Annotated in this window: 11 protein-coding genes; all 11 read right to left on the bottom strand. The window is 36.6% G+C overall.

All coding sequences use genetic code 11. The features are described from left to right. Positions 1 to 72 precede the first annotated feature (72 nt). The 11 genes from rpoC to KGI96_RS09715 all read right to left on the bottom strand — a co-directional run bounded on the left by rpoC (position 73) and on the right by KGI96_RS09715 (position 14,375). Complete coding sequence (rpoC, locus tag KGI96_RS09765) at positions 73 to 4,335, bottom strand: DNA-directed RNA polymerase subunit beta' (protein ID WP_211597791.1); 4,263 nt, start codon at positions 4,333 to 4,335, stop codon at positions 73 to 75. Positions 4,336 to 4,476: 141 nt separating this feature from the next. Then, complete coding sequence (rpoB, locus tag KGI96_RS09760) at positions 4,477 to 8,508, bottom strand: DNA-directed RNA polymerase subunit beta (RefSeq protein ID WP_211597792.1); 4,032 nt, start codon at positions 8,506 to 8,508, stop codon at positions 4,477 to 4,479. A 309-nt stretch (positions 8,509 to 8,817) separates the two neighbouring features. Then, positions 8,818 to 9,180: a 50S ribosomal protein L7/L12 gene (gene rplL / locus KGI96_RS09755; RefSeq protein ID WP_211597793.1), complete on the bottom strand. Its 363-nt coding sequence runs from the start codon at positions 9,178 to 9,180 to the stop codon at positions 8,818 to 8,820. 65 nt (positions 9,181 to 9,245) lie between these two features. Continuing rightward, positions 9,246 to 9,737 (bottom strand): 50S ribosomal protein L10, encoded by a 492-nt coding sequence (gene rplJ / locus KGI96_RS09750; RefSeq protein ID WP_211597794.1) that lies wholly within the window; start codon positions 9,735 to 9,737, stop codon positions 9,246 to 9,248. 344 nt (positions 9,738 to 10,081) lie between these two features. Then, positions 10,082 to 10,777 (bottom strand): 50S ribosomal protein L1, encoded by a 696-nt coding sequence (rplA, locus tag KGI96_RS09745; protein WP_211597795.1) that lies wholly within the window; start codon positions 10,775 to 10,777, stop codon positions 10,082 to 10,084. A gap of 3 nt (positions 10,778 to 10,780) precedes the next feature. Then, positions 10,781 to 11,209, bottom strand: coding sequence for a 50S ribosomal protein L11 (rplK, locus tag KGI96_RS09740; RefSeq protein WP_115316247.1), 429 nt, complete (start codon positions 11,207 to 11,209; stop codon positions 10,781 to 10,783). Between the two features lie 187 nt (positions 11,210 to 11,396). Continuing rightward, positions 11,397 to 11,969 carry a transcription termination/antitermination protein NusG gene (nusG, locus tag KGI96_RS09735; RefSeq protein WP_211597843.1) on the bottom strand — a complete coding sequence of 191 codons (573 nt, stop codon included), beginning with the start codon at positions 11,967 to 11,969 and terminating at the stop codon, positions 11,397 to 11,399. Positions 11,970 to 11,991: 22 nt separating this feature from the next. Beyond that, the gene (secE, locus tag KGI96_RS09730) at positions 11,992 to 12,405 is read right to left on the bottom strand and encodes a preprotein translocase subunit SecE (RefSeq protein ID WP_211597796.1); all 414 of its coding nucleotides are present in this window, start codon (positions 12,403 to 12,405) and stop codon (positions 11,992 to 11,994) included. A 107-nt stretch (positions 12,406 to 12,512) separates the two neighbouring features. Further along, positions 12,513 to 12,761 carry a hypothetical protein gene (locus KGI96_RS09725; RefSeq protein WP_211597797.1) on the bottom strand — a complete coding sequence of 83 codons (249 nt, stop codon included), beginning with the start codon at positions 12,759 to 12,761 and terminating at the stop codon, positions 12,513 to 12,515. Between the two features lie 24 nt (positions 12,762 to 12,785). Further along, positions 12,786 to 13,226 (bottom strand): hypothetical protein, encoded by a 441-nt coding sequence (locus KGI96_RS09720; protein WP_211597798.1) that lies wholly within the window; start codon positions 13,224 to 13,226, stop codon positions 12,786 to 12,788. Between the two features lie 12 nt (positions 13,227 to 13,238). Continuing rightward, positions 13,239 to 14,375: a hypothetical protein gene (locus tag KGI96_RS09715; RefSeq protein ID WP_211597799.1), complete on the bottom strand. Its 1,137-nt coding sequence runs from the start codon at positions 14,373 to 14,375 to the stop codon at positions 13,239 to 13,241. Positions 14,376 to 14,431: the final 56 nt, after the last annotated feature.

The raw sequence follows: 14,431 nt of genomic DNA, 5'->3' as shown, positions 1-14,431 counted from the left end.
ATATAAAATCTATAAAAAAACCCCTTACGTTTTAGTAAAGGGTTTATTTATATTATTTAGATATCAATTCAATTAATTATCTAAACCTGCATTTAATAACGCAGCTAAACTTTGAGCTGCTTCATCTGTTGCAGAAGATTGCTCTGTTGCAATTACAACAGGTTGCTCTTCAGACATCGCTACTGATGTTAGATCTAGCTTAACGTCACTTTGTAAACGTTTCTGAGCACGTTTTTGATGATACGCAAAACCAGTACCCGCAGGAATTAAACGACCAACAATTACGTTCTCTTTTAAGCCTCGTAATTCATCACGTTTACCCGCAACAGCGGCTTCAGTAAGCACACGTGTTGTTTCTTGGAACGATGCAGCAGAAATAAAGGATTCTGTTGCAAGTGATGCTTTGGTAATACCTAATAATTCACGTTGATATTCAACCAATGGTTTACCTTCTGCTTCACGTTTACGGTTCACAATTTTCACTCGTGCCACTTCAACCTGTTCTCCATTTAGGAATTCAGAGTCATATGCGTTTGTGATAATTCCTTTACGTAACATCTGACGAACAATTACCTCGATGTGCTTATCGTTAATTTTTACCCCTTGTAAGCGGTAAACTTCTTGCACTTCGTTTACAATATAATCCGTTACTGCGTGAATACCACGTAAACGTAAGATATCGTGAGGCATTTCAGGACCATCGGAGATTACATCACCTCGTTGGATCATCTCACCTTCAAACACATTAAGCTGACGCCATTTTGGAATCATTTCTTCATATGCTTCGCCTTCTGCTGGTGTAATCACTAAGCGACGTTTTCCTTTGGTTTCTTTACCAAATGAAATAATACCTGAGATTTCTGCTAAGATTGCTGGTTCTTTTGGTTTACGTGCTTCAAATAAATCTGCTACGCGAGGAAGACCCCCAGTAATATCTTTAGTTCCTACAGACTCTTGAGGCATACGAGCTAACGCATCACCGACTGAAATTTCAGCACCATCTGTTAAGCTAACAATAGATTTACCGGCTAAGAAATAGTTAGCTGGCACATCAGTACCTGGAATCAATACATCATTACCTTTTTTATCCACCAGTTTTAATGCTGGACGCAAATCTTTACCTGTAGCAGTACGTTCACCAACATCTTGTACAACAATGGATGATAAACCTGTCAGCTCATCCGTTTGACGAGTAACAGTCACACCATCAATTACATCGCTAAACTGAATAAAACCACTAGCTTCTGCAATAATTGGTAATGCGTGAGGATCCCAGTTTGCAACGACTTCACCCGCTTCAACTTCTGCTCCATCACCTTTAGAAAGAATAGTACCATAAGGCACTTTATATTTCTCTTTAGTACGACCAAAGGCATCAATAACCGTTATTTCAGTAGTACGAGAAGTAATGACGAGTTTACCATTTTTGTTAGTTACAAATTTTGCGTTCGCCAGTTTTAATGTCCCTGCAGTTTTCACTTGAACGCTAGATTCTTTCGCTGCTGCTGATGCCGCTCCCCCGATATGGAACGTACGCATCGTTAACTGTGTACCCGGTTCCCCAATTGATTGTGCTGCGATAACCCCAACGGCTTCACCTTGGTTGATGATATGACCACGAGCCAGATCACGTCCGTAACATTTTGCACACACACCGAAGTCTGTATCACAAGTTACTACTGAACGAACCTTAATTACATCAACAGATTCAACATCAATCACATCACACCATTTTTCATCAAGTAATGTATTGCGAGGAATTAAAATTTCTTCTGTTCCAGGTTTAACAACATCTTCGGCAACTACTCGTCCTAATACTCGCTCACGTAATGGTTCTTTAACATCACCACCTTCAATAAGCGGTGTCATTACAATACCTTTATCTGTTCCACAGTCATCTTCAACAATCACTAAATCTTGTGCCACATCAACTAAACGACGGGTTAAGTACCCAGAGTTTGCTGTTTTAAGTGCTGTATCCGCAAGACCTTTACGTGCCCCATGGGTTGAGATAAAGTACTGAAGTACATTTAGACCTTCACGGAAGTTTGCCGTAATTGGTGTTTCGATGATCGAACCATCTGGTGCTGCCATCAGACCACGCATACCTGCAAGCTGACGAATCTGAGCTGCTGAACCACGTGCTCCTGAATCTGCCATCATAAAAATACTATTGAATGAAGGTTGTATTTCTATTTCACCTTGGCGGTTTTTAACTTCTTCTGTTGAAAGATTTTCCATCATCGCTTTTGCAACACGCTCATTAGCGGCTGCCCAAATATCGATGACTTTATTGTAACGCTCACCTGCCGTAACTAAACCTGATTGGAACTGTTCTTGAATTTCCGCAACTTCCGTTTCCGCTGCTGAAATAATCGATTGTTTTTCATCAGGAATAACCATATCATCGATACCCACTGATGCACCACTACGTGCCGCATAAGCAAAACCTGTATACATAATTTGGTCAGCAAAAATAACACTCTCTTTCAAACCTAAATGACGATAGCTTTCGTTAATTAATTTTGAAATGGCTTTTTTACCTAATGTTTGGTTAAACAGTGCAAATGGCATACCTTTTGGTGCAATCATCCATAAAATTGCACGACCCACAGTTGTATCGACTAAATTCGTTGTTGCAACATAGTTACCACTTTCTGATTTTTGATATTCCGTAATACGAACTTTAACACGTGCGTGTAATTCTGCTTGACCTGTACGGTACGCTTTTTCGGCTTCACGTGGATCTAAGAAATACATCCCTTCACCTAACGCATTAACATTCTCACGCGTCATATAGTAAAGACCTAATACAACGTCCTGAGAAGGTACGATAATTGGCTCACCATTTGCAGGAGATAACACGTTGTTGGTTGACATCATTAACGCACGCGCTTCTAATTGAGCTTCAAGTGTTAATGGTACGTGAACCGCCATTTGGTCTCCATCGAAGTCCGCATTGAATGCCGCACAAACTAATGGGTGTAACTGAATCGCTTTACCTTCGATCAACAATGGTTCAAACGCTTGGATACCCAAACGGTGAAGTGTTGGTGCACGGTTTAATAAGATTGGGTGTTCACGGATAACTTCCGCTAAGATATCCCAAACAATCGGCTCTTCACGCTCAACCATTTTCTTCGCCGCTTTGATTGTTGAAGCAATGCCACGACCTTCTAATTTAGAGTAAATAAATGGACGGAATAATTCCAACGCCATTTTTTTCGGTAAACCACATTGGTGTAAATGTAAATATGGACCTACGGTAATTACCGAACGACCTGAATAATCTACACGTTTACCTAATAAGTTTTGACGGAAACGACCTTGTTTACCTTTGATCATATCCGCTAATGATTTAAGTGGACGACGGTTTGAACCGGTAATTGCACGACCACGACGACCATTATCTAATAATGCGTCTACAGACTCTTGTAGCATACGTTTTTCGTTACGTACGATGATGTCTGGTGCAACTAAATCTAATAAACGTTTTAAACGGTTATTACGGTTGATTACACGACGGTATAAATCATTCAAATCTGATGTTGCAAAACGACCACCATCAAGTGGCACTAATGGACGTAAATCTGGTGGTAATACAGGTAATACTTTTAATACCATCCACTCTGGTTTATTACCAGAATACTGGAAAGCTTCCAATACTTTTAAACGCTTGGTGATTTTTTTACGTTTGGTTTCTGAATTGGTTTCTTGTAATTCTTCACGCAACATTTCACATTCGCGATCTAAATCTAACTCACGAAGTAAATCTTGGATACCTTCTGCACCCATTTTTGCTTCAAATTCATCACCCCAACGCTCTTCAGCTTCCCAGAATTGTTCTTCTGTTAATAACTGTGCTTTTTCAAGATCAGTCATACCTGGCTCTACAACCACATAAGATTCAAAATAAAGCACACGTTCGATATCACGTAATGGCATATCTAAGATAATACCGATACGAGATGGCAATGATTTTAAGAACCAAATATGAGCTACAGGACACGCAAGATCAATATGACCCATACGATCACGACGCACTTTAGTTTGGGTAACTTCAACACCACATTTTTCACAAATTACACCACGGTGCTTTAAGCGTTTATATTTTCCGCAAAGACATTCATAATCTTTTACTGGTCCAAAAATACGTGCGCAGAAAAGACCATCACGTTCTGGCTTAAATGTTCGGTAATTAATTGTTTCTGGCTTTTTCACTTCTCCAAAAGACCACGAATGGATCTTATCTGGTGACGCTAAACCAATTTTAATTGCATCAAAATCATCATTTGTTTGAGATTGTGATTTTAAAAACTTTACTAAGTCTTTCACTTTCTACTCCTGACAAGGAATTAAAGTTTATTTAAGGCAATGCCTTAAACAATGAAATTTTATTTTGTTGGAAGCGGTTAGATATTTTCAAAAATTTGCAAATTTTTAAGAGTATCTTACCGCTTTAAAGTAATATTTAGATTACTTTGATTCATCCAACTCCATATCAATGGCTAATGCACGAATTTCTTTCGTAATTACATTAAAGGATTCTGGCATACCTGGTTCCATATGGTGTGAGCCATCCACAATGTTTTTATACATTTTAGTTCGACCATTCACATCATCGGATTTAACCGTAAGCATTTCTTGTAGGGTATAAGCAGCACCGTATGCTTCTAATGCCCATACTTCCATCTCTCCGAAACGCTGACCACCAAATTGTGCTTTACCACCCAATGGCTGTTGAGTAACAAGACTATAAGAACCCGTTGAACGTGCGTGCATTTTATCATCAACTAAGTGATTCAATTTCAGCATATACATATAACCAACAGTTACTGGACGTTCAAATTTTTCACCTGTACAACCATCATATAAAGTAATCTGACCAGATGCTGGCAATCCGCCTAATTCTAATAAGCCTTTAATTTCACTCTCATAAGCACCATCAAACACTGGAGTGGCAAGTGGCATACCTTTACGAAGATTTTCTGCTAATCGCATAACTTCTTCATCACTAAATGTATTTAGATCAACAACTTGCACACCTTGTCCTAAATCATAGGCTTTTTGAATATACTCACGTAATTTAGCAATTTCTTGTTGCTGTTTAAGCATTTGGTTGATTTGATCACCAATACCTTTGGCTGCTAAACCTAGATGAGTTTCAAGAATCTGACCGATGTTCATACGAGATGGTACACCCAATGGGTTTAATACGATCTCAACAGGCTGACCATTTTCATCATACGGCATATCTTCCACAGGATTTATTTTTGAGATAACCCCTTTGTTACCGTGACGTCCCGCCATTTTATCACCAGGTTGAATATGGCGTTTAACCGCAAGGTAAACTTTAACCACTTTCAACACACCTGGTGCTAAATCATCGCCTTGAATAATTTTGTTACGTTTGATTTCTAACTTACGTTCAAATTCTTTACGTAACTCTTCGTGCTGCTCAGCAAGTTGCTCAAGTTGATTTTGTTTTTCTTCGTCATCAATGGTTAATTCTAACCATTTTTCACGTTGTGTTTTATCAAGTTCAGTGTCTGATACACCACTTACAATCAACAAGTTGCGAACACGAGAGAATAAGCCAGCTTCAAGAATGGTTAATTCTTCCACTAAATCTTTCTTCGCTTCTTTCAACTGCATTTCTTCGATTTCTAATGCACGTTTATCTTTTTCTACACCATCACGGGTAAAGACTTGAACATCAATAACGGTACCTGAAATGCTGTTTGGTACACGTAATGATGAATCTTTTACGTCTGATGCTTTTTCACCGAAGATCGCTCGTAGTAATTTTTCTTCTGGGCTTAATTGAGTTTCGCCTTTTGGTGTAACTTTACCCACCAAAATGTCGCCACCTTTTACTTCCGCACCGACATAAACAATACCTGATTCATCAAGTTTGCTTAATGCAGATTCACCCACATTTGGAATATCCGCTGTGATTTCTTCTGAGCCTAGTTTCGTATCACGTGCCACACAAGATAATTCTTGAATATGGATAGTTGTGAAACGATCTTCTTGAACCACACGCTCTGAAACTAACATTGAGTCTTCAAAGTTATATCCATTCCAAGGCATAAATGCCACACGAATATTTTGACCTAAGGCTAATTCACCTAAATCTGTTGAAGGACCATCTGCTAAAATTTCACCACGCTCTACTGGTTCGCCTAAATTCACACAAGGGATTTGATTGATACAGGTATTTTGGTTTGAACGGGTATATTTAATTAAGTTATAAATATCAATACCTGATTCACCCGCAATAGTTTCATCTTCGTTTACTTTCACGACGATACGAGATGCATCCACATATTGGATTGTACCGCCACGTTTAGCGACAACAGCAACACCTGAATCAAGTGCAACGGCTTTTTCTGTACCTGTACCGACTAATGGTTTGTCCGCACGTAATGTTGGCACGGCTTGACGTTGCATATTCGCACCCATTAAGGCACGGTTCGCATCATCGTGTTCCAAGAATGGAATTAATGCTGCTGCCACAGATACCATCTGTTGTGGTGAAACGTCCATATATTGAATATCTTCTGGACGGAATAAACCTGATTCACCGTGTTCTCCACGAGCAGTCACATAAGTATCTGTGAAACGTAAGTTTTCGTCTAAGTTTGCATTTGCCTGAGCAATCACATACTGACCTTCTTCAATTGCTGATAAGTATTCAATTTCTTCCGTTACTTGACCATCAACAACTTTACGATATGGTGTTTCTAAGAAACCATAGCTGTTCGTACGAGCATAAACTGAAAGTGAGTTGATCAAACCGATATTTGGCCCCTCTGGGGTTTCAATCGGACATACACGACCATAGTGAGTATTATGAACATCTCGAACTTCAAAGCCTGCACGCTCACGGGTTAAACCACCTGGACCTAATGCAGAAATACGACGTTTATGGGTGACTTCTGAAAGCGGGTTATTTTGATCCATAAATTGCGAAAGTTGTGAAGATCCGAAGAACTCTTTCACTGCCGCAGAAATAGGTTTTGCATTGATCAGATCTTGTGGGGTTACACCCTCTAAATCGCCTAATGATAAACGCTCACGAACCGCACGTTCAACACGCACTAAACCAATACGGAATTGGTTTTCAGCCATTTCACCCACCGAACGAATACGACGGTTTCCTAAATGGTCAATATCATCAACTTCGCCACGACCATTACGAATTTCAATCAGTTTTTTCATTACGCCAACGATATCATCGCTGCTTAAAATACTTGAACCTTCTTCTCCTGGAATATCCAAAGAGCGATTGAATTTCATACGACCCACAGAAGAAAGATCATAACGATCTGTTGAGAAGAACATATTATCAAATAAGCCTTCAGCTGCTTCTTTTGTTGGTGGCTCGCCTGGACGCATCATTCGATAAATTTCAACTAATGCACTTAAACGATCTGTTGTTGAATCTACACGTAATGTTTCTGAAATATAAGCACCGTGATCTAAATCATTGGTAAATAATACATCAATTTCTTTATAACCTGCAGCACTCAATTTAGCTAACAATTCTAAATTAATTTCATCATTTGCAGAACAAACGACTTCTCCAGTTTCAAGATCAATATAATCTTTCGCTGTAACTTTACCAACGATATACTCAACAGGTACTTCAATTTGGGCTATATTATCTTTTTCCAAGTTACGAATATGACGAGCGGTAATACGACGACCCGCTTCTACGTACACGTTGCCATTTGCTTCAATATCAAATGCAGCTGTTTCACCACGTAAACGCTCTGGTACTAACGTCATCAATAATTTATTATCTTCAATCTTAAATGTAATAGTATCGAAAAATAAATTTAAAATTTCTTCTGTTGAATAGCCTAATGCACGTAAAATAATAGTCGCAGGTAATTTACGACGACGGTCAATACGAGCAAATAAATTATCTTTTGGATCAAACTCAAAATCTAACCACGATCCACGGTAAGGAATAATACGTGCGTTATACAGGATTTTACCTGATGAATGAGTTTTACCTTTATCACTATCAAAAAATACACCTGGACTACGGTGTAATTGCGATACAATTACACGCTCTGTACCATTGATGACAAATGTTCCATTGTTTGTCATTAATGGAATTTCACCCATATATACTTTTTGTTCTTTAATATCTTTTACTGTTCCAGCAACGGCTTCACGATCATAAGTTACCAAACGAAGTTTTACTCGCAATGGAGCAGCATAGGTAATCCCACGAATTTGGCACTCACGAACATCAAATGTTGGTTCGCCTAATTCATAAGAAACGTATTGTAATTCAGTACTACCATTGTTACTTACAATAGGAAACACTGAACGGAATGCCGCTTCTAAACCTAACTGTCCTTCTGGATCTTTTTGGATAAACTTATCGAAAGAATCAAGCTGAATTGTTAATAAATAAGGAACATTCAAAACTTGCTGACGTTTACCGAAGCTTTTACGGATACGTTTTTTCTCTGAATAGGAATACGTCATTTTTTATATCTCTACTATTGATTCTTTAGTTGAATTCACAATCCTGCACTCAGAAGAGGCTGGAAGTGGCATAAAAAGTAAATTATTATTTACTCTTCTTAATTACGAGGTGTCGTTTTCCAACTGTGCAAGCTATAAGTCAAAAATCACTACTTATAGGGCATAAGCTGGAGAAATGGAGTTAGTTTTACTAACTATAATTCAGTAGACTAAAACGACAAAATCTACTCAAATTCTTTAAAGTACAAAAGGCTGATGGAAAAATCCACCAGCCATTGTCTCTAAAAGAGCATAACAGAAAAATCAAAATTATTTGATTTCTACTTCTGCGCCCGCTTCTTCTAATTGTTTTTTAAGTGCTTCAGCTTCATCTTTAGCAATACCTTCTTTTAAGGTTGCTGGTGCTGATTCAACTAAGTCTTTCGCTTCTTTTAAGCCTAAACCAGTTGCACTACGTACTGCTTTGATTGCTGCTACTTTGTTAGCACCTGCTGCTTTTAATACAACATCAAATTCTGTTTTTTCTTCTGCTGCTTCAGCTGGTCCTGCAACTACTGCTGCTGCCGCTGCTGATACACCAAATTTTTCTTCCATTGCAGAAATTAATTCTACGATTTCAGTTACTGATTTTGAAGCAATCGCTTCAATGATTTGTTCATTAGTTAATGACATAACAATTGTTTCCTAAAATAAAAAAGTTAATAATTGCACAACTTAATCTAGTTTAATCACTAAAATTAAGCTGCGGCTTCCATTTGATCACGAAGAGCTGCAAGAGTACGAACAAGTTTGCCCGCTGAAGCTTCTTTCATTACACTCATTAATTGAGCGATTCCTTCGTCAAACGTTGGTAATGTTGCCAAGAAGTTTGGATCTTGGATTTTACCTTCAAAGGCTGCACCTTTAATTTCAAACTTATCGTTTGCTTTAGCAAAGTCTTTGAACAAACGTGCTGCTGCACCTGGGTGTTCATTTGAAAAAGCGATAAGTGTTGGACCTACAAATGCGTCTTTTAAACACTCATATTCTGTCCCTTCTACTGCACGACGTAACAAAGTATTACGAACCACACGAATAGAAACGCCAGCTTCACGAGCTGATTTACGCAATTCAGTCATTTTACCTACAGTCACACCACGAGAATCCGCGATAACTGCAGACAGCGCACCTTTGGCTGTTTCATTTACTTCAGCAACAATTGCTTGTTTGTCTTGAAGATTTAATGCCATTGGTTTTAGCTCCTGATACCTCTGCCGTTTATCTCTCTATAACATAAGTATAAATAAATTAAGCGGTCAGATTTTTTCTAAAATTCTCAAAAATAATTCACATTACCTTTGAGGCTAAAGGTGAACAGAAGCAGAAAAAATTCTTCTATCGTTCTGACACCATCTACGCAGGAAAATTAAGAAAACACCTACAATATTTATAAGCGTTCTCACCTACGGTCTTGGACGGGACTTGAAAAAGGTCAAGCACCAACCAGAAATAGACTAAAATAGTCTAAAGGGTCGAAAATTATAACAATAATTTTCAACCCTGTAAAGTGATGAATTTATCATCACTCAAAAAGTTAGATAGCTAATGAAGCTTGATCCACTTCAACACCAGCACCTTGAGTGGTAGAAAGGCTTACTTTCTTAACGAAAACACCTTTTGCTGTTGTTGGGCGAGCTTTAATTACTGCACCTAAAAATGCTTCTAAATTTTCTTTTAATTGCTCTTCAGAGAAGTTAGCTTTACCAATTGAAGTATGGATAATACCATTTTTATCATTACGGTAGCGAACCTGACCTGATTTTGCATTTTTCACTGCTTCAGCAACGTTTGGTGTCACAGTTCCAACTTTAGGGTTTGGCATTAAACCACGTGGACCTAAAATTTGACCTAATTGACCCACAACACGCATTGCATCTGGAGAAGCAATCACAACGTCAAAGTTCATTTCGCCTTTTTTCACTAATTCAGCAAGATCGTCCATACCCACGATGTCTGCACCCGCTTCTTTCGCAGCGTCCGCATTTGCACCTTGTGTAAATACTGCTACACGCACATCACGACCTGTTCCGTGTGGTAACACAGTTGCACCACGCACGTTTTGGTCTGATTTACGAGGATCGATACCTAGATTAACTGCGACATCAACGCTTTCAACAAATTTTGCTGTTGCTAATTTTTTCAATAAAACAACTGCTTCGTTGATTTCATAAGATTTAGTAGCGTCAACACTTTCTCTAATTGCTTTCATACGCTTAGTAAGTTTAGCCATTGATTAGTCCTCCACCACTAAACCCATTGAACGTGCAGTACCTTCAATAGATTTCATCATTGTTTCAATAGTTGCACCCGTCATATCCGCCGCTTTTAATTCTGCGATTTCTTGAACTTGTGCACGAGTTACTTTACCTACTTTAGTTTTGTTAGGTACACCAGAACCAGATTTAACGCCGGCTGCTTTTTTCAACAATACCGCTGCTGGTGGTGTTTTAGTAATAAAGGTAAAAGAACGGTCTGCGTAAACTGTGATTACAACAGGAATAGGTAAACCTTTTTCCATACTGTCAGTTCTTGCGTTGAACGCTTTACAGAATTCCATAATATTCACACCGTGTTGACCTAACGCAGGACCAACAGGTGGACTTGGGTTTGCCGCACCAGCTGCAACTTGCAACTTAATATAGGCTTGTACTTTCTTTGCCATTTTTGATTTCCTCTTAATGGGTAATAACGCTAAAAATTAGCTTCCCGTTGTTATATAAAAAATATATAAAGACCGCAGATTTTAATGAATCCACGATCATTTTTCAAGCAAAACCTAACGATTTCACAAAAACATAAAAACTCACCGAAAACAAGCGGTCAGTTTTTGATAAAAATTTACAATTTAATTAACTCTGTTTTTCAATCTGATTAAAGGCTAATTCCACTGGTGTTGCACGACCAAAGATTGAAACCGATACTTTAACTCGACTTTTCTCATAATCCACTTCTTCCACTGTACCAGAAAAGTCTGCAAATGGACCTTCAGTAACACGAACCAATTCTCCTGGTTGGAAAGTGGTTTTGTGTTTTGGCTTATCAGAAGTTTCTTGAAGGCGATTTAAAATACGATCTGCTTCTTTTTGAGTAATTGGAGCAGGTCTATCTGCTGTTCCACCAATAAAGCCTAATACACGAGGCACATTTTTAACCAAATGCCACGTTTCATCGTTCATATCCATCTGTACAAGAACATAACCTGGAAAAAATTTACGCTCAGATTTACGACGCTTGCCTGCTACAGTCTCAATCACTTCTTCCGTTGGTACTAATACTTCACCAAACTGATCTTCCATTTGGTGTTGTTTAATATATTCACGCAAAGTAATTGCGACACGAGATTCAAAACCAGAAAAAGCTTGTAAGACATACCAACGTTTATCACTCTTTGTTACTACTTCTTGCTGTTCTTGTGATTCCATTTCTACTTCAACTTCACTCATTTTAGAACCTCAACTCAGTTAAAAATGTCACTAACTGAACAATGATTGAATCCATTGCCCATAAGGCTAAAGATACCACGACGGTAATTGCGATCACAATAAAAGTCGTTTGCGTTGATTCTTGACGTGTTGGCCAAATAATTTTTCTTAATTCTAAGCGAGATTCTTTTAAAAATCTAATCGCTCTTATTCCTTCATTAGTTAATGCCGCAATAACCAAGCCTGCAACCAATAAGCCCACCATCAATAAGACGCGAACTAATAAACCAAAATGTGTTGTAAAATAAACATTTCCAACTGCTGCTACCGCTAAAAGCGTAATAGCAATTACCCATAAAAATGTATTTACACCTTTACTTTTTAATGTGATCTCTGCTGTTTTTTCAGAGACTTTCTTTTTATTGTTATTTGCCATATAAAACCTAAATTTGTGTAAAAGAAAAGATTGTTCAATTTTGAAAGCGTGTAATTCTACCATTTTCTACAGCGGTTGCCACGATCTTTTATCACTTTTTGTGAATTTTAATTGAAATGTGACCGCTTACTTATCATAACTTGTTCTAAATAAATATTTTCTAACACTTTAATCAACCTTAATTTTTTTTGACGACGCCATAAAATAAATTCTCTAAAAATCACAAATTCAATAAAATAAAACTGTCCGAGCGCAAGTATAAAAATGCCACCCATCATTTTAAATAGTTTCATAAAATCATCAAAGCCACTTAAAGCATACTCCATTGATCCTGTAAAGAAAAGTGTTGCTAACACCGTAATACTAGATACCAAAAAAGTTTAAAACAATCCAACTGATTGATAACTTTGCATTTCTTGCTCTCTCTGTATTGCATTGATGACAAACTCAAGATTTTTAGGTTTAAAAAAATGAGGGTTGTTAATATGTTCCTTAAATATCTTAATATAAATCTCTTGTATTTTCTGGGGCTTACTTTTTTTAGCTGATACATAAGAATATTGTTTACTTATGATTTTATTATCTTTTTCATTTGCATAAAAAAAAGCCCCGATTATTAACCCAGCACCAAGAAGGGCGACACAAAGTTTTCCATCTGGCGATACTCCATATGCAATCAATATCAAAGAAATGATTAAAATTGAACTCACAATAACATAATCTTGCCATTCCCAATATCGCATAAATAAGTTCCAATGGCTCAATTCCCTATTTATGTGATGCAAATCTTCTATTCTGATATTTATTTCATTATTTTTCATAAAACAATCTCCCTAAAAATAATAATAAGTTATTTCAGTCAGATATGTTGCAATACCATTTTTATATTCAACTACAGAGACTTTATTTCCTTTTTGATCATATTGATAAATTAATTTTTGAGTATTGTCATTTGTTGTATTCTGATTATATCGCTCAATATTATTTCCTTTCGCATCATATTTATAAAAATAAGAAATTAAATTTCCATCAATAGAACCAACACTATAACGAGTATCATAATATGTCCGCTTAATTATATTTCTATTAACATCATATTGAGATGTTTCTTGATAGACCAATATATCCTGCTTACTTTCATTTAAATTATTTTTAATATAGTGAGATCTTTGAATCATATTGTTCTTATCATCATATTTATAAATAAACGTATAATTAATACTACCATTAGCATCATACTTTACTTGTTTGATCTGCTTTCCGTAAGAATTATAAACATACTCTATTCTATAATTCTTACTTTCACCTTCTGTATAAACTACTTTCTTGTTTATCTGATTTCCATTCTTGTCATATTGATAAATTTCTTTATATTCTAAACTTCCATTATTTCTATATATATTTTTTTGGATCAAATTATTATTGATATCATAGACATAACCATACTTGTAATCTAAACCACCTTTAACATTGTATGTATTTTCTTCAATCTTATTATGATTTATATCATACTTACGTGTTATTTTAGTCAATATATGGCTATTAAGATATTGAATCTCTTCAATATTATCTCTATTAGTATTATATTTATAGCTTACACCATTATTAATATTCCCATTAATATAACGATGCTCTGCTATTTTATTTCCATTATTATCATACTGATAATATTCTTCGAATATTGGTTGATTTAATTCATCATAAACCGTTTTTTCAAGAAGATTTCCCTTATTATCAAATAGAAAGTACTCACAGTCATATAGTGAGCATAATTTCTTATCTTTGATAATTTTTCCATTTACTTCTTTTACTGTATATTTGGTCGTTGTATAAGATTTTACTTTGTCTTTTACACCATATTTTTCCCAGTCACTCTGGCTATTTCCCAAATCTTTACAATAAGAAATATTTTTATAAAAAAGAAAAATAAACAAAAGAATTAATATATTTTTTATTGGGTTTCTCATCATTAATGTGACAGTTATTGATTGAAATAATCTTTTAGTTTTAATAAATTCAAGCGGGT

This window comes from Phocoenobacter atlanticus subsp. cyclopteri (assembly GCF_018343795.1).
In the GTDB taxonomy this organism is placed as follows: Bacteria; Pseudomonadota; Gammaproteobacteria; order Enterobacterales; family Pasteurellaceae; genus Phocoenobacter; species Phocoenobacter atlanticus.
The sequence above is the reverse complement of the archived record's forward strand: the minus strand, read 5'-3'. Positions and strand labels throughout refer to the sequence as shown.

Coding starts and splice junctions, on each gene's coding strand:
- rpoB (WP_211597792.1), bottom strand. CDS start 8,508: ATGACGTATTCCTATTCAGAGAAAAAACGTATCCGTAAAAGCTTCGGT.
- rplL (WP_211597793.1), bottom strand. CDS start 9,180: ATGTCATTAACTAATGAACAAATCATTGAAGCGATTGCTTCAAAATCA.
- rplJ (WP_211597794.1), bottom strand. CDS start 9,737: ATGGCATTAAATCTTCAAGACAAACAAGCAATTGTTGCTGAAGTAAAT.
- rplA (WP_211597795.1), bottom strand. CDS start 10,777: ATGGCTAAACTTACTAAGCGTATGAAAGCAATTAGAGAAAGTGTTGAC.
- rplK (WP_115316247.1), bottom strand. CDS start 11,209: ATGGCAAAGAAAGTACAAGCCTATATTAAGTTGCAAGTTGCAGCTGGT.
- nusG (WP_211597843.1), bottom strand. CDS start 11,969: ATGGAATCACAAGAACAGCAAGAAGTAGTAACAAAGAGTGATAAACGT.
- secE (WP_211597796.1), bottom strand. CDS start 12,405: ATGGCAAATAACAATAAAAAGAAAGTCTCTGAAAAAACAGCAGAGATC.
- KGI96_RS09720 (WP_211597798.1), bottom strand. CDS start 13,226: ATGAAAAATAATGAAATAAATATCAGAATAGAAGATTTGCATCACATA.
- KGI96_RS09715 (WP_211597799.1), bottom strand. CDS start 14,375: ATGATGAGAAACCCAATAAAAAATATATTAATTCTTTTGTTTATTTTT.